At 40.6% G+C, this 15,928-nt stretch carries 14 protein-coding genes; 9 read left to right on the top strand and 5 right to left on the bottom strand.

Features of this window, described 5'->3' with window-relative positions; translation table 11 throughout:
* Positions 1–12: 12 nt before the first annotated feature.
* On the top strand, positions 13–456 hold the full coding sequence (locus tag CEQ75_RS13810) for a universal stress protein (protein WP_089611542.1): 444 nt from the start codon (positions 13–15) through the stop codon (positions 454–456).
* A 153-nt stretch (positions 457–609) separates the two neighbouring features.
* Here CEQ75_RS13810 and CEQ75_RS13805 read toward each other — a convergent pair whose 3' ends face one another.
* The 3 genes from CEQ75_RS13805 to CEQ75_RS13800 all read right to left on the bottom strand — a co-directional run bounded on the left by CEQ75_RS13805 (position 610) and on the right by CEQ75_RS13800 (position 3,605).
* Complete coding sequence (locus CEQ75_RS13805) at positions 610–1,683, bottom strand: radical SAM protein (RefSeq protein ID WP_338031969.1); 1,074 nt, start codon at positions 1,681–1,683, stop codon at positions 610–612.
* Complete coding sequence (locus tag CEQ75_RS19385) at positions 1,677–1,973, bottom strand: hypothetical protein (RefSeq protein ID WP_338031968.1); 297 nt, start codon at positions 1,971–1,973, stop codon at positions 1,677–1,679. The genes CEQ75_RS13805 and CEQ75_RS19385 overlap by 7 nt, the downstream gene beginning before the upstream one ends.
* A 399-nt stretch (positions 1,974–2,372) precedes the next feature.
* Positions 2,373–3,605 carry an IS110 family RNA-guided transposase gene (locus tag CEQ75_RS13800; RefSeq protein WP_089608955.1) on the bottom strand — a complete coding sequence of 411 codons (1,233 nt, stop codon included), beginning with the start codon at positions 3,603–3,605 and terminating at the stop codon, positions 2,373–2,375.
* Between the two features lie 713 nt (positions 3,606–4,318).
* Between CEQ75_RS13800 and CEQ75_RS13795 the strand changes: the two genes are divergently transcribed.
* Positions 4,319–4,744: a universal stress protein gene (locus CEQ75_RS13795; protein ID WP_089611540.1), complete on the top strand. Its 426-nt coding sequence runs from the start codon at positions 4,319–4,321 to the stop codon at positions 4,742–4,744.
* Positions 4,745–5,476: 732 nt separating this feature from the next.
* The gene (locus tag CEQ75_RS13790) at positions 5,477–7,420 is read left to right on the top strand and encodes an aconitate hydratase (protein WP_089611538.1); all 1,944 of its coding nucleotides are present in this window, start codon (positions 5,477–5,479) and stop codon (positions 7,418–7,420) included.
* 124 nt (positions 7,421–7,544) lie between these two features.
* Here CEQ75_RS13790 and CEQ75_RS13785 read toward each other — a convergent pair whose 3' ends face one another.
* The gene (locus CEQ75_RS13785) at positions 7,545–8,090 is read right to left on the bottom strand and encodes an NADPH-dependent FMN reductase (protein ID WP_089611536.1); all 546 of its coding nucleotides are present in this window, start codon (positions 8,088–8,090) and stop codon (positions 7,545–7,547) included.
* A 63-nt stretch (positions 8,091–8,153) separates the two neighbouring features.
* Positions 8,154–9,560, bottom strand: coding sequence for an FMN-binding glutamate synthase family protein (locus CEQ75_RS13780; RefSeq protein WP_157677479.1), 1,407 nt, complete (start codon positions 9,558–9,560; stop codon positions 8,154–8,156).
* 403 nt (positions 9,561–9,963) lie between these two features.
* Here CEQ75_RS13780 and CEQ75_RS13775 point away from each other — a divergent pair, with 403 nt between their 5' ends.
* From CEQ75_RS13775 to thrS, 6 genes are all read left to right on the top strand, one after another.
* A complete protein-coding gene (locus tag CEQ75_RS13775) occupies positions 9,964–11,187 on the top strand; it encodes a 6-phosphofructokinase (protein ID WP_089611534.1) in 1,224 nt (407 codons plus the stop codon).
* An 82-nt stretch (positions 11,188–11,269) separates the two neighbouring features.
* On the top strand, positions 11,270–11,821 hold the full coding sequence (locus tag CEQ75_RS13770) for a VanZ family protein (protein WP_089611532.1): 552 nt from the start codon (positions 11,270–11,272) through the stop codon (positions 11,819–11,821).
* 63 nt (positions 11,822–11,884) lie between these two features.
* On the top strand, positions 11,885–12,052 hold the full coding sequence (locus CEQ75_RS13765) for a hypothetical protein (protein WP_157677478.1): 168 nt from the start codon (positions 11,885–11,887) through the stop codon (positions 12,050–12,052).
* Between the two features lie 105 nt (positions 12,053–12,157).
* A complete protein-coding gene (ytxC, locus tag CEQ75_RS13760; RefSeq protein WP_089611528.1) occupies positions 12,158–13,057 on the top strand; it encodes a putative sporulation protein YtxC in 900 nt (299 codons plus the stop codon).
* Between the two features lie 194 nt (positions 13,058–13,251).
* Positions 13,252–13,860 (top strand): DUF445 domain-containing protein, encoded by a 609-nt coding sequence (locus CEQ75_RS13755; protein WP_089611527.1) that lies wholly within the window; start codon positions 13,252–13,254, stop codon positions 13,858–13,860.
* A 119-nt stretch (positions 13,861–13,979) separates the two neighbouring features.
* Entirely contained in the window at positions 13,980–15,887 is a 1,908-nt protein-coding gene (thrS, locus tag CEQ75_RS13750; RefSeq protein ID WP_089611525.1) for a threonine--tRNA ligase, read from the top strand.
* The last annotated feature ends 41 nt before the right edge of the window (positions 15,888–15,928 follow it).

Below are 15,928 nucleotides of genomic sequence, written 5' to 3'. Positions count from 1 at the left end.
ATCATCGAATAAATGAAAGGAAGTGAGATGATGTTCGAAAAAATTATGGTTGCCATTGACGGCTCAGCCCACTCAATGAAAGCAGTTGACGCCTCCATTGAATTAGCTAAAAAAGGAAACGGCCAAGTGGATATTATTTATGTAACTCCAGTGTTAGCCCACTATATGAGAGATTCTGCCCAAATGATCGTTGCCCTGGGAAAAAAGCTGACAGAAGAAGCAAACTCTATCATGGAAGAAGCAACTAATAAATTTAAAGATTCCGGGGTTGAATATATTACTACCATCAAAACCGGCGATGCAGCGGATGTAATCATTCGGGAGGCTGAAGAAAAAGGTACGCAGGTTATTGTTATGGGCAGCCGGGGACTGGGGGCCATATCTCGGTTTGTTATCGGTAGTGTAAGCACCAAGGTTTTGACCCATGCACCTTGTTCCGTTTTCATTATTCGATAATTTTCATTGATGATTTTTCATGAATATGGTCTTATCCTATGGATTGGTAACGGATAAGTGAAAGTATTGCAAGCTATGAATTAAAAGGACGAAGCCATTGTCTTAAATGCAGAGAGACGCTTCGTCCTTTGATTTGATATAAACCGTCGTAAATTATTTCAACAGATGGATGGTTTGGTTTCTAAAGAATCTAAATAATGTTCGGGGGATGCCTTTCTTAATATCTTGCCGATATTTTAAGTTGACCAGCAAGTAGAAAAGATGGCGTCCGGGATGTTTGAAGAAGTTTTTATTTAAAAGGGTTCTTTTTATAATGGACCAAATACCGAACACTTTTTGATATAAAGACCAATAGGCATCTGTCAGTTCTTCCGGGGACATATGAGCCGGGATGTGCACTGCCTCGGTACCATTGTAGGAATAAATATCATGGTTATAAATCCGATCTTCTTGCTGCATTTTTCGAAAAAAATCAGTTCCCGGAATTGGAGTCAAGATATAAAAGCGGGGGACAAGGATTTTATTTTTCTCAATAAAGTCTGCCGTTGCATGAATACTCTGAAGTGTATCTCCATCAGCTCCCACCACCATTTCCGTACTTACCTCAATACCGGCCTGGCGGATCTTTTTAATTAAGGCTGGGTATTGGGAGACAACAGACCATTTTTTGTTTAACTGATCCAGACTCGTTTGAGTAATGCTTTCCAGACCAAAACTTAGAACCAGGCAACCGCTTTCCGCCATGGCTTTCAACAATTTTTCATTTTTAGCCACAGAAAGCGAACATTGACTGAACCAGTTCATTTTTAATTTTTTGATTTCTGTTACCAACTCCAGCATGTAATCTTCATCAGAAGCGATATTATCATCTAAAAGAAGAAATTTTTTGTAACCTAAGGAACGGACATACTTTATATCACGAATTACTTCTGCGATGTCTCTTCTCAGGTATTGACCCCGGTAGAGACAAAAGACAGAACAAAATGAGCAGGTATTAGGACAGCCCCGCCCAGCTTGCACCGGCAGAAAGTCCCCGATTTTTTTGGACGTGATCAAATCATAACGAGGGAGAGGGAGAGAGGTAAAATCTGATATTTTTTTTTCATAAAGGGGTTTTAAGACGCCTTGTTCCCAGTTCCGAATTAACTCCAGCCATATATCTTCCGCATCACCAACCACCAGGGCATCACAGTATTTTTCTGCTTCTTCCGGCATCAAACTCACCATATACCCCCCAGGATAACTGTTTTACCCATTTTTTTAAATTCCTGAGCCAGATCCAAGGTTCTTAAGACTCCATGTCCCATACTACTGATCCCAACGATTTGGGCTGTAGTGTCAAAGGGGATCTCTTCAATGGTTTCGATGATGATTTCTACTTCCCAATCGGCGGGAGTTAGGGCTGCCAGGAGGGGGAGGGCTAATCCGACAAAGTAGAGTTTGTTTTTTTTAATTAATTGATGGTCCCGGTTGTAGGGTGTGGGTTGAATGAGCAAGATCTTTTTTTTGATATTCATTGTGCTTTTGTCACGCCCTTTGATGTTAATCAGATTTCCAAATGATTTAAGATTTTTTTCTTTAAGCTATAGTGATTCTCTTTAATCTTTAGATTTCCTTTTAACATATCCAGGATAAAAATCATCTGGTCATCATTTTGCCAAAATTAAAGGGATTTAATGATTTATGGCGAAGAGGTTTATGTATATGCCTTTGCCAATATTTAATCTTGCAAAAAATGGCCAAAATTCTAAAGCCTAGCGGTAAAATGTCAACATTAAAAAAATGAGAAATTGGAAAAAAAATAAGGGAACATGAAAAGTTCTGCTAAAAAAGGGTAACCCAAATAAACCTCGCACCAAATACCAATAAATGTAAGACGGTGAAAGGATATAAGAAGACCCAGTTAGGAAAAAGAGTTAATCTCTCCTTTCTGGTGGTGTGTACAGTTTGTTGGTCTTTAGTAGCATAAAGACCAACCGTACCAATTTTCGGGCAGTTAAGACGAGAGCACGTTTGTGCTGATGTTTCAAAGCTTCAGAATACTTTTTAGCATAAAAGGCGGCGTAATCACTATCATAGCGACGAACAAGGTTGGCAGCTTGTACCAAATAGTAACGCAGATACTTGTTGCCGGTACGTAATCGCTTAGTTTCATCGCTTTCAAATTCTCCGGATTGATATTGGGACCAAACAAGGCCTGTATACTTAGCCAGGGCATTATGATTGTCAAAGCGATTAATATCACCAATTTCAGCAATAATACCGGCAGCAAATACAGGACCAATGCCTTTGACTGAAGACAAAGTTTCAGGGACAGATTTCATGATCTTTCCAATTTCTTTATCGATCTTAGTGACTTCTTTTTCCATGGTCTGAATTACAGTAAGCATGACCGATAAAGAAAGATTAACAGGATCAGCCATGGCCTTATCAAGGCGATATGAAGAGCGAGCCAGTTTTTGTAAGAATAAAGCTAACTCTTCAGGGTTATCAAAACGGTTTTTCCCTTTTTCCTTTAGAAAATCCACCAATTCAGTAATGGACATGGAAACAATCTGTTCAGGCTCAAGTTCTTGCAAAACTGCCAGGCAGGTAGCCCCAAACATATTGGAAAAAGGGTTGTCCTGGCGCAGACCACTGAATTTAAGGAAGACCTGATTGAGAAAGTAGGTTTTGTCTCGGGCGATACTTTGCATCAGATGAAAGCGGGTTCGTGTAAGTCGCTGAAGAGCTTCATATTGAATGCACGAAGTCAATTCATGAGGAAGACGGCCAAATCTAAGTTGGTCCGCAATCACCCAGGCATCAATACGGTCATTTTTAGGAAGACAATCATATCCTTTCTTGAAACGAGCTACCTTTCTTGCATTAAGTACAAAAACCTGAGACTGAAAATCAGTAACTTCGTGGAGCCCGGCATTGAGAAAATGGGCTAAATGCCAGCCCAAATTAGAAGTAGCCTCCATACCAACACGAACAAGACTAGTCTGATATTTGACAGCAGATTGAAGGATACGTTGCAATAAAGTTTCAGCCCCGTTTAAATCGTTGGGAATAGAAAAGGAAGCAAGAGCATCACCGGAATCATTCATGAACTGCACAGAATGAGAGCGGAGGCTCACGTCAATTCCTACCATAAGATTTGCCATATCCACACCTCCCTTCGATAAATAATCAAATACTTCTCAGACCTGGGTGCCCATGGGAACCATCTAAAGCAGCCTCGTCATCAGAACTCATGAACAGGAAAACGACAGCTTGGGTGCTACCCCCGAATTCCTGACCCGGTGCAACTAGCGGTTAGATACTCGATGATGGACCACGGGTGGCAGGCTTTATAAAGCAGTATCCAGCAGGATCCGCAAGGAGTGACAGAAATCTCCCGAAAAGTACCTGTCGATCCCATTGTCCCATGAGCAGGTCCAAGAAACAAGACAGAATAAAGCAATAAAAAAGACAGCAAAAAGAGAACAAAAAGGCAACAAAAAACCAGCCAAGCAACAGCTAGTATTTCTACTCTGGCTGGCTGGTTTCCAATCACTAAGGAATTCAAGCATCCTGTTATGGGTCATATACCCTGAGCGTATTATATTTAAACGCCATAGTAACCAGGATTACTGATTTCCAAAAGTGCTCTATATTCAATTAAAAAGTTTTACCATCTAGTTTTGAAGAAACAAATCAAACAACAAAATGATTTGACCACAATCTATAATCGCGCGCCTTACAGATTAAACATGGACTACAAGTTTGCGAATGAAGAGATTCTTCAAAACTGGGAACCGGTTCCCCGGATCGCTATTCTTCAACTGGAAATTATGCTATCCGGTGGATCTAATACTATTATACGAGGAGTGATGAGATGTTTAAAAAAATTCTTGTAGCCATTGATGGTTCAGAACATTCGATGAAAGCAACTGATGCCGCCTTAGAATTAGCTCAAATGGATCAAGCACATGTAGAGTTGCTATATGTAGCCCCTTCCTTTAAATACCTTTCAGCGGAAACGGCAACAATTATTGAACAATTGGAAAAAGATATGATGGAAGAATCCAAGGGAATTGTCGCTAAAGCAGCAGAAAAATTTGAGGGAAAGAATGTTCAGTTTGAAACTAATGTCATCCTTGGTAATGCAGCAGATTTGATTATTGAGGAAGCAGAGAAAAAAGGGATCGACGTGATTGTTATGGGCAGCAGAGGCCTTAATGCTGTATCTCGTTTCTTTCTCGGCAGTGTCAGCCATAAAGTATTGACATATGCGCCATGTTCCGTATTAATAGTGCGTTAAATTTATTAAACGGTTTTTAAATAAATAAAATTGTCAGAAATATAAAGAATTTTAAAGTGAATTGCAGGATATATGATAAATATATGATATTATTCAAAAATATCCTGCTATTTCTCCTTTGACGGATCTCAATTTATCATGTATTATTTAACTAAGCTCCAAGGAATACCTAAGATAGAAAACCTATTAAGCTGAAGAACAGAAACGTTAGTTTGACAACGAATAAAGGTAACCAACGAATTGAAGATTCTATATCGCTTAGGATTCAATGAAAAGATTACCGCAAGACGGACAACATGGAAGTGAAGGTTACGTTAAATCTGTAAAGATTGATGTAAGTGAAAGCGGAAATGAAGTTGCTTGTAGTAGGCAAGACCCATTGAAACCTGGTGTATGAACGGTTATGAAAAGGTTGTTCAGAAACGAAGTTTGAAGACTAAGATAGGTTGGAAGTTGAGAAAGGTTCGTTGGAGCTTGTTTTATTATAGAAAGTAATACCCGCATTAAGACCTGGAAAAAAGCAAGACAGTAAGACAGTAAGACGGTAAGACATAGAAACCACGTTGAAGAAAATAGTCAGCGTGGTTTCTATTTGTTTTTAAAAGGCCATATTTCTGATGCTGAAAGATTGTATACTTGTATAATTGATTCAGGTGTGATATATTTTGATTGTTGTAGCAGACTATTAACATGAAAGATCATAAAAAAATTGCAAGAAAGGCGGCAGATTAAATGGGTCAAAATATTACAAGAAAAATTCTGGGTGCTCATCTCGTTGAGGGGCAGATGACACCCGGGTCAGAAATAAGTATTCGCATTGATCAAACTTTAACTCAGGATGCCACAGGAACCATGGCTTATTTAGCCTTTGAAAACTTTGGTCTGAAGAAAGTAAAAACGGAGCTTTCCGTCAGTTATGTGGATCATAATACTCTACAGGACGGTTTTGAAAATGCCGATGACCATGAATATTTAAAGACAGTGGCGCAAAAATTCGGTATCTACTTTTCCCGTCCGGGAAATGGTATCTGTCATCAGGTACATAGTGAGCGGTTTGCTGTTCCGGGTAAAACTCTCTTAGGTTCCGACAGTCATACTCCTTCCTCAGGTGCTTTAGGGATGATTGCAATTGGCGCCGGCGGGATGAGTGTGGCTTTAGCTATGGCTGGTCAGCCTTTCCCCCTAGTTATGCCCCAAGTTATCAACGTGCGGCTTACAGGTAGCTTAATGCCAGGTGCAGCCGCCAAGGATGTCATCCTGGAATTGTTAAGAAGAATGACGGTTAAAGGCGGCGTCGGGAAAGTCATTGAATATTCCGGCCCCGGGGTATTGACACTGGGGATTCCGGAAAGGCGCACCATCACCAATATGGGCGCTGAATTGGGTTTGACCACATCTCTTTTCCCCAGTGATCGCATCACCTATGAATTCATGAAAAACCAAGGCAGGGAAAATGATTGGGTAGAACTTCAAGCGGATGAGGATGTTGCCTATGATGAGCAGATAGAATTGAATTTGAGCGAGATTGAACCTTTAATCGCCAAACCTCATTTGCCGGATCAGGTGGTCAAGGTGCGGGATCTTAAGGATACTTCTGTTCAGCAGGTTTTTATCGGCAGTTGCACCAATTCTTCTTACAAAGATCTGGCCAAAGCAGCTTTTATCCTCAATGGGAAAAGTGTTCACCCAGATGTGAGCCTTTCTATTGCTCCCGGATCAAGACAAGTTTTTGAAATGATTGCCCGGGACGGTATCTTGCAGAAATTGATCTCATCAGGAGCCAGAATATTGGAAAGCTGCTGCGGACCCTGCATTGGGGCAGGACAGTCTCCTCCCTCAGGAGGGGTCTCTTTAAGAACCAGCAACAGAAATTTTGTGGGGAGAAGCGGTACTAAGGATGCCCAGGTCTTTTTGGCCAGTCCCGAAGTTGCAGCTGCCAGTGCCCTCACTGGTCGTATTACCGATCCCCGTGATCTATCAGGTCTTGATATGGCAGGACTACATCAAATTCAAGAGACTGATCAAGTGATCGTTGACGACCGCATGATTCTGGCACCACCGGAAACGGGAGAGCATATCGAGGTCAGAAGAGGTCCGAATATCAAACCCATGCCCTTGGGAAAAGAGTTGACACAAGAAATCAAGGGTGAAGTTTTATTAAAGACTGGGGATCATATTACCACGGATGATATTATGCCGGCGGGAACTGCTATCCTTTCCTTAAGATCAAACATACCGGCCATTTCAGAATATGTCTTCTCAAAAATGGATCGGGGCTTTGCCCAAAGGGCAAAAGAAAAAAATGGCGGCTTGATTGTTGCCGGTGAGAATTATGGACAAGGATCCAGTCGGGAGCATGCAGCCCTGGGACCTTTATATTTGGGCATAAAAGCAGTTTTGGCCAAATCCTTCGCGCGTATTCACCATGATAATCTGATCAATTACGGAATTTTGCCCCTCCGTTTTAAAAATAACACAGATTATGACCGAATTCTACCCGGAGACGTATTACGCATTGCAGATGTACGGCAACAGGTGGAAAAGGGCAGCTTTTTAGTAGAAAATGTGACCCAAGGTGTTACCTTTGAAGCCATTGCCACTCTTTCAGAGCGACAAAAGGAACTGATTCTTGATGGAGGCCAGCTTAATTTCATTAAGAAAAGAACCAAGGCGTAAGCTCAATTTTTCATCAATCAAAGCATAATAAAAATCAATGACATTCAGGGAAAAAAATTCCTTTGCGTGTCATTGATTTTTCTACTTTCAGAAATTATAAGTTTTTAAGGAATGAAAGTTATTTCTATTTTACTTTATCGACCAGGGCTTTGAGTAGATTTTTAATGGCATTAATAGTATATTCATCAATCAATTTGCCATCTTTGTCAAACTTGTTGTGGGCACCCATAATAAATACCTCCGGCTTGTTCAGGGGTTTTAGATTGACAATGACGCAAACCTGGCGCAAATGATATTGGGCACGAGCGCCGCCGAACATGCCTGGGGAAGCACTCATCAAGGCGCAAGGCTTACCATTTAAGGGCAAAAGCTCTCCCCTGGATGCCCAATCTATGGCATTTTTTAAAACGGGGGGAATGGAATAGTTATATTCCGGAGTTGAAATAAGAAAAGCATCTGCTTCTGCTAATTTATTTTTAAAATCAACCACAACCTGGGGCAGTCCGGCAGCTTCAATATCTTCGTTAAAGAAAGGAAGTCCTGCTAAATCAATAATTTCTAAGGAAGCTCCCTCTGGTACCAGTTCTTGGGCGGCACGCAAAGCAGCCTTATTAAAAGAACCTTGGCGCAGACTTCCTGTAAAAGCAATAATTTTTATCTTTTTATCCATTTCAAATCCTCCTTTTGTACAGATTATATAATATTTGGCGGTATTTTCATAGTGCATGAGGATTTATGGTTTTTTGTGACAGGATTCATAGGCCATGGGGAGGCCCAATCCTTTTCCGATGGATTCATCCAAAGAAAATAAATCGGAGCGGTTCACTTCCCGGAGAGTTGTTTTCCCCAAGGAACGGATCCCAGCCTCTAATTCCTCTTTACAGGAAGCAAAAAAATTTGCCAGATATTTGGCTCCTTGTTTTTTGTTGAATTTATCGGCATACTTACCGTCATACCAAATTAGCTGGGTGGGAGGTTCAAAGGGTATTGCATGCTCCGCTTGAAGATGGACGATAGCAAAAAGTGCTACAGTTCCCATATAACAGGCATCCGCTCCTAAGGCGATGGCTTTCAGGGCATCACCCGGTGTGCTGATTTTACCACTGGCAATGAGAGAAACTCTTTTGTTAAAGCCGGTTTTATAAAGTTGTTCCGCACCTCGGGAGACAGCATAAATTGTCGGCACACAAAAATCATCGGCAAGAATGGGGGGGCTTCCTTTGGTAGCCGCCTCCGCACCATCCAAAACGATATAATCAACACCACTGTGACAGGCAATATCAATATCTTCCTCCAGCCATTTTCCCGCTGCAATCTTAACTCCAACGGGTATACCGTCACTGATTTTTTTCAGGTACTCAACAAATTCAGGCAACTGTCCTTGATGCTGAACATGACTTTGCCGGGAATGGGTTATAGCATCCTTGCCTTTGGGAAAGTTAAAATCCTTTCTCAGCCGGCGATCGATCTCTCGGGCAGAGAAAACATGACCCGTCCCCCCTAAAGCTCCTTGGCCAAACTGAATTTCAACAGCAGCACAATTCTTAAGGATTCTACTTTCCTTTTCCTGGTTCCAATCCCCCCGATTATACATATATATATACGTATCCGCAGCTTCCCACTCTGAAAGTAGAAAAGGCCCCTCCCCAGAACAGATCGCCGTTTGGGCTAGGGAGGCGCCTTTAGCTAACGACCACTTGGCATCAGCACTAAGAGCTTCCCCATAAGCCATGGCACTTACCATTAAAGGAAGATTAATCTTAAAAGGCTTTTTGGCTTCTTTGCCTATCACCACGGAGGTATCGACAGGTGTTTCTAAGGGTGTGGGTAAATCCCGTAATTGAGCACAGTTAAACATTAAACTATTTAAGCTGGGGAATTTTTTGGGTGAGCCGAAAGGACGATTGATGAGCGTGCCGCTTTGTGCTCTTAAATTAGTTTCCATGACCACTAGAGGATTGGAGCGCATGATGGTCGGGATCATTTCCCAGATATTCTCCTCATATTGATCTGAGGTCAGAATTTTAATGAATTTGTCCGAGGATTTATTTAGCAAAACTCTACCTCCCAGTTTTATGCTCCAAAATCCCATGATAGTTCCGGCCAGACCCCAAAGAATTTTTTTGTGCGACTGATTCATGTTCACCCATCCTATAATATAAATTATATTTTTAAAGAGAAAATTTCTGGTAGAAAGATGAAATAGATTTAAGCAACCTCTTTCCATTTTAAGCATTTTGTGTTAAACTATTCTTATGATGGTCCTCTCTTTTTGGTATTTTTGTATTTTTGAAAAACTTACATTATACCAGCTAGGGAGGACTTTACCGTACCTAAATGCTGAAGAATATTGATTTTTCTAGGTTCATAGCACATTTTAATGTGTGAAGTTTAAGTATATTTAAGTATATTAATGTTAACTTGCCCAAATTTGAGAGAGGTAACACGTCCCATATTTTAGGAATAAAGACAAGACGCAAAAAAATATACATGGTTAAATGGAATTTTAAAAACAGGATAGTTTACCAGAAGGAGGCACATTCATGGGATTAATAGGGAAAGTTGTCGTGGCTCAAGGCGGAGGCCCGACGATAGTGATCAATCAATCCTTGGTAGGGGTGGTATTGGAATCCAGAAAATCCACCCAGATTACCAGCGTTTATGGGGCAATCAAGGGTGTGGAAGGGATTTTGAATGAGGATTTCATCGATCTGACTATGGAAACTAGTCATAATCTGGAACAAGTTGGTCTTACTCCTTCATCAGCCTTGCTCTCCACCCGAGATAAGCCGGACGAGAGATACTGCCAGGAATTATTCCGTGTCCTCAAGGCTCATGATATTCGTTATTTCTTTTATATCGGAGGGAATGATTCTGCGGATACAGTCCGTATCGTCAATGATAATGCCAATAAGGCCCATTATAATTTAAGAACCATACATATTCCCAAGACCATTGATAACGATGTGGTGCTCAATGACCATACCCCCGGTTACGGTTCAGCTGCCCGGTTTGTAGCTCAAGCATTCAGCGGTGCTAATTTGGATAACCGTTCTTTACCGGGGGTATACATTATTGTCGTGATGGGAAGAAATGCCGGTTTTCTCACAGCCGCTTCATCTCTGGCCCAAAAATTTTCCGATGACGGGCCTCATCTCATCTATTTGCCGGAAAGGACCTTTCGCATTGATGACTTTTTAAAAGAAGTAAAGGAAGTATATGACCGCTATGGCAGATGCCTGGTGGCAGTATCCGAAGGAATCAGGGATGAGCAGCATCGCTTGGTGATTACAAAATTAGTGGATAAAATAGGCAGAGATGCCCATGGCAATCTGGAACTGACCAGCAATAATTTTTTATTAGGAGATTATCTTGCCAGTATTGTGAAAAAAAACCTGAATATCAAAAGAGTACGTTCCGATACCCTGGGTTATTTTCAACGGTCCTTCAATGGTTGTGTTTCAGATGTGGATCAGCATGAAGCTCGGGAGGTTGGGGAAAAAGCGGCTCAATTTGCCATACGGCAAAACTTAGATGGTTCAGTTGTTATTGAAAGATCTGGCTATTATTCTGTTGAGTATCATTTGAAACCTTTGGCAGACGTGGCAGGAAAAACGCGCGTGATGCCTGATCATTTCATCAACCCAGCCGGTAATAATGTGACAGATACTTTTAAATTTTATCTCCGGCCTTTGATTGGATCCGGTTTTCCCTCTGCCTATCGGTTGCAAGCACCAAGAGTGCCAAAAATACTGGAATCAGAATAAATACTTGCTTATCGGTATATTTTAATTAAAATAAGAGATAGAGGAATAACCTGGTTAATACCATGATAGAAAGAGATCTCTTATGAAAATAAAAAAACTTGCCATTAGTCTTACCGTACTATTTTTTCTTTGGACCGCAGTGATATTTTATTTTTCTTCTCAGCCTCCTGAGGTTTCTCATAGTCAATCAAGAATAGTCGTACAAATTATAGGTGGTATCAACAACATTTTTGATTTCACGGATACCGGTTTTTTCGTAAAAATAGAAAATGTACTCGGTGATTTCCGGTTTTTAGATAAATATAAAACTCCCAATGCATTGGTAAGGAAAAGTGCACATTTTGGAATTTATTTTATCTTAGGAATTATTGCCTGTGCCTTTGGTTACACTTACACACGAAAAATCCTCATCGCCTTTTTATTAGGAGGCAGTCTCCCGGTGGTGGTTGCTGTGCTGGATGAATATAATCAAAGTCAGATTGGGCGCACATCATCCTTAACTGATGTATTAATTGATGGCGGGGGCGCTTTAACGGGAACGATATTCTGGATTTTCTTGATTTTGATTTTTAAATTCATTTCATTTATCAAAGGCCGAATTCGTTCAAAGTCCCGTAAAAAAAACACCATTTAAACTCATGGCACATAATATGGCAGCAGGATCAACCGGTTTTAGGTGATGAAAGAAGGAAATGCCATGAGTAAGAGAAGACACCGTCATCATGATAAACAGGAAAAACCAAATGCAGAATCTTGTAATCAAGGAGATTGTCTCTCATGTGATCGTTGTTTTCAGGGAATTACCAATTTGATTATTATTTTAATCATTCTCATTTTTTTAAGTCAAATTGTGGATGAAAAGTAAAGTAAAAGAGAAAACTCTCAATTTTAGATTGGCCGCCATTTTTCTCCCCGTATTAAACAAAAATTCTGCACATATAATACTTATGAGCAAGAAAGGGGTGACAAAATGGCAACATCCATTAGTATTGGGACTTCAAAGGATGCGGATTTAATTTTTTCTCAATTAGGTAAAGAACTTTCTTTCCTGCAAGAGGAAGGAATTGATGTTTTACTGGAAGAAAAACAACGGGGATCATTTACCATCCTGGATTGTTCTCTTCCAAAGGCAAAAAAACCGGAACAGGAATTGATCTTGCGCCATTATGTGGCGAATGCCGTTTCCGATGCAATCTTGCAGCAATGGGAGCATTCCATTTTGCGTAAGATTACCAAAAACCACTATTATTATTTATCTCCCGAGGAAAAAGATAAAGTCCTAAAAAAAGCCAAACATATCTTAGAAGCGGTTTCTTTAAACGGGGATAGCAATTATTTACAGTTTCAATTAAGCAGGAAGAATAAAATTCTCCAGCAGGTTTTAGACTATTTAACCTCAAACGATCAAATTAATATTGATGGGTTCATTCGTTTTCGTCTGCATGATTACCAAGAAGATCTAAATCGGGTGATTCAACAAGCTGTGGACGAAATGCTTTTAGAAAAGGAGTATCAAGAGTTTATTATGCTCTTGAAATACTTTATTGAGATTCAAGAACCTAAGCTGGCCAAGGTCCACATTTATTTACTTTCTTCCGGCAGCTTTCAATTATTTGATGATAAAAATCAGCCGGTAAATAAACAATTTCTCGACGGCTGTATTATCGGATTGATTGATAATGAGATTAATTATGAAGACTTGCTGATCACCGCCCTGGTTTCTATTGCGCCCCAGGAAATTATGCTGCATCTTCCGGAATCGGCAGAGATTGGCAGTACCTTGCAAACCTTGGAAGGCGTATTTGGTTCCCGATTGGAAATTTGTCATGGGTGTCCCCGTTGCAACAAAAATCATCCTGCCAGTCACTAACGTTTTTTAGGTGCGATCTTTCTTTTTGTTCTCAAAGCCCACCTGGGCTTTTTATACTTTCAGAAAGCATAAATTTTAAAGGTTAAAAAGATAGGTGCAACGAAGGCTTCCCCTAAGCCTTCGTTTTTTAATTGCGTTTTTGAGAAGAGAATGATATTCTTGTATTACTGCAAAGAAGGAGGCTGACGTGTGGCATGTGGCTGCAATTGATCACCATTCCAATAATCGGAGCCTTAATTGGCTGGATTACCAATGTACTGGCCATCAAACTAATTTTTCGTCCCTATAATCCCATCACGATTCCCTTGATTCATTATACTTTTCAAGGTGTCATCCCCAAAAGAAGGGATGAACTGGCTGTAAGCATAGGACAGGTTGTGGGGCAAGAGATTCTTTCGTTAGACGATGTTTTTGATAAAATCAGAGAAGAAGAAGTCAAAGAGAAAATTACCCAATCTGTTTCGGAGACCATTTATTCCCGATTAAATGAACGTATCCCTCATTTTATCCCGGGAAGTATCAAAAAAATTTTTTTAAATATCGTGGAAGAATTATTAATGAAAGAAACCCCGGTGCTCATCGATCGTTTTTTGGAGGATCTTTCAGATAAAATCAAAGATGAAGTTGATTTTACCAAAATGGTTCAAGAAAAAATAACCGGTTATGATTTGCATGAATTGGAGCGCCTCATCCTTATGATTGCATCAAAAGAGCTGAAACATATTGAGGTTTTGGGGGGTGTTTTAGGTTTTATGATCGGTTTGATACAAGCAGTATGGTTTTATTTAATGCAATATATTTGACAATGCAGGTCCTTGGATTTATAATTAACGGTAAAATAAGACAATCTCCTTCTCGTCCGAAATGGACAAGAGGGTTTATTTTTTGCACTTTATGCTAGAAAGTGACAGGAGGGGAAATTATGATTTCAGTGACCTTACCAGATGGAGCAGTAAAAACCGTTCCGGAAAACAGCACTGCTTTTCAAATATTGGAATCCATTAGCAAAGGATTGGCTAAAAATGCCGTAGCCGCTAAGGTTAACGGCAAAGTAACAGACTTATCCGGTCCCATTAATGAGGATGTGACTTTAGAAGCTCTGACCTTTGAAGATGAAGATGGGCAGCATACCTTCCGCCATAGTTCATCCCATATTTTAGCTCAGGCAGTGCAACGCCTTTTTCCCGGAACGAAACTTGCGATCGGACCTGCCATCCAAGATGGCTTTTATTATGACTTTGATTCAGACCATACCTTTACTCCGGAGGATCTTACTGCGATTGAAGAAGAGATGAAAAAAATTGTTAAAGAGGACAATGAATTTCATCGAGAAATATTAAGCAGGGAAGACGCTCTGAGTTTATTTAATGAAAAAGGAGAAACTTACAAGCTAGAGCTGATCCGGGATTTACCTGAAGAAAGTGAGATCAGTATCTACCGCAACGGAGATTTTGTTGATTTATGTGCCGGTCCCCATATTACAGATACGGGTAAGGTTAAAGCCTTTAAACTTACCAGTTTGGCCGGGGCTTATTGGCGGGGTAATGAAAAAAATAAAATGCTCCAGCGCATTTATGGTACTTCCTTCCCCAAAAAATCCATGCTGGATGATTATCTCTTCCGAATCGAAGAAGCAAAAAAACGAGATCACCGGAAAATAGGGGCAGAATTAGAGCTGTTCACAATCATGGAGGAAGGGCCGGGGTTTCCTTTCTTTCTGCCCAAGGGCATGATCTTACGCAATGAATTAGAGAATTTCTGGCGGGAAGAACATGGGAAATGGGGTTATCAGGAAATCAAAACACCCATGATCCTCAATCAACATTTATGGGAACAATCGGGACATTGGGACCATTATCAGGACAACATGTATTTTACCAAGATTGATGAACAAAATTTCGCCGTCAAACCGATGAATTGTCCCGGCGGAATGCTGGTTTACAAAAGCAAAATGCACAGTTATCGTGAACTGCCCTTACGTTTCGGGGAGTTAGGCTTGGTGCATCGTCATGAATTATCAGGTGCCCTCCATGGACTGATGCGGGTGCGCTGTTTTACCCAGGATGATGCCCATATTTTCATGCTGCCTTCTCAAATTAAGGACGAAATTAAAAATGTCTATGATTTGATTGACTCAATTTATCGTCTCTTTGGGTTCAATTATCACGTTGAGTTATCTACACGGCCGGAGAATTCCATGGGCTCTGCGGAAGTTTGGGAAGAGGCTACGGAAGCATTACGTCAGGCTTTAATCGAAAAAGATGTACCCTTTAAGGTCAATGAAGGTGATGGAGCTTTTTATGGTCCTAAAATTGATTTTCATCTTCAGGACAGCCTGGGACGTACTTGGCAATGCGGAACGATTCAATTAGACTTTCAAATGCCGGAGAAATTTGATTTAACCTATATTGGAGAAGACGGACAAAAGCATCGACCGGTGATGATTCATCGGGTTGCTTTTGGCAGTATTGAACGCTTTATTGGGATTCTTATCGAACACTTTGCCGGAGCCTTCCCTTTATGGCTTGCCCCTGTTCAAGTGAAAGTTTTACCTATTACCGATAAACATGCTGCTTATGGTGAGGAACTGACCAATCAATTGTCAGCTTTAGGGATAAGAGCAGAATTGGATGGTCGCAATGAAAAGATTGGTTATAAAATCAGGGAAGCCCGGAACCAACGCATTCCTTATATGTTTGTGGTAGGGGATAAAGAAATGGCAGAAGGTACTGTTGCCGTGCGTAAGCGGGGCGAAGAGATTGGTGCCTTGCCGGTGCATGAAATCACATCTCAGTTGATTGAGGAAATTAAAACAAAAAAAATTGACTGATAAATGGCGATAAATTTTTCTTGACTATCTTAGGAATTAAT

This window comes from Dehalobacterium formicoaceticum (assembly GCF_002224645.1).
Taxonomy (GTDB): Bacteria; Bacillota; Dehalobacteriia; order Dehalobacteriales; family Dehalobacteriaceae; genus Dehalobacterium; species Dehalobacterium formicoaceticum.
Note: the sequence above shows the minus strand (reverse complement) of the source record. Positions and strands in the feature narration are given on the sequence as shown.

Excerpts from the sequence above, each read along its gene's own strand:
- CEQ75_RS13810 (WP_089611542.1), top strand. The coding sequence starts at position 13 with ATGAAAGGAAGTGAGATGATGTTCGAAAAAATTATGGTTGCCATTGAC.
- CEQ75_RS13805 (WP_338031969.1), bottom strand. The coding sequence starts at position 1,683 with ATGGTGAGTTTGATGCCGGAAGAAGCAGAAAAATACTGTGATGCCCTG.
- CEQ75_RS19385 (WP_338031968.1), bottom strand. The coding sequence starts at position 1,973 with ATGAATATCAAAAAAAAGATCTTGCTCATTCAACCCACACCCTACAAC.
- CEQ75_RS13800 (WP_089608955.1), bottom strand. The coding sequence starts at position 3,605 with ATGGCAAATCTTATGGTAGGAATTGACGTGAGCCTCCGCTCTCATTCT.
- CEQ75_RS13795 (WP_089611540.1), top strand. The coding sequence starts at position 4,319 with ATGTTTAAAAAAATTCTTGTAGCCATTGATGGTTCAGAACATTCGATG.
- CEQ75_RS13790 (WP_089611538.1), top strand. The coding sequence starts at position 5,477 with ATGGGTCAAAATATTACAAGAAAAATTCTGGGTGCTCATCTCGTTGAG.
- CEQ75_RS13785 (WP_089611536.1), bottom strand. The coding sequence starts at position 8,090 with ATGGATAAAAAGATAAAAATTATTGCTTTTACAGGAAGTCTGCGCCAA.
- CEQ75_RS13780 (WP_157677479.1), bottom strand. The coding sequence starts at position 9,560 with ATGAATCAGTCGCACAAAAAAATTCTTTGGGGTCTGGCCGGAACTATC.
- CEQ75_RS13775 (WP_089611534.1), top strand. The coding sequence starts at position 9,964 with ATGGGATTAATAGGGAAAGTTGTCGTGGCTCAAGGCGGAGGCCCGACG.
- CEQ75_RS13770 (WP_089611532.1), top strand. The coding sequence starts at position 11,270 with ATGAAAATAAAAAAACTTGCCATTAGTCTTACCGTACTATTTTTTCTT.
- CEQ75_RS13765 (WP_157677478.1), top strand. The coding sequence starts at position 11,885 with ATGAGTAAGAGAAGACACCGTCATCATGATAAACAGGAAAAACCAAAT.
- ytxC (WP_089611528.1), top strand. The coding sequence starts at position 12,158 with ATGGCAACATCCATTAGTATTGGGACTTCAAAGGATGCGGATTTAATT.
- CEQ75_RS13755 (WP_089611527.1), top strand. The coding sequence starts at position 13,252 with ATGTGGCTGCAATTGATCACCATTCCAATAATCGGAGCCTTAATTGGC.
- thrS (WP_089611525.1), top strand. The coding sequence starts at position 13,980 with ATGATTTCAGTGACCTTACCAGATGGAGCAGTAAAAACCGTTCCGGAA.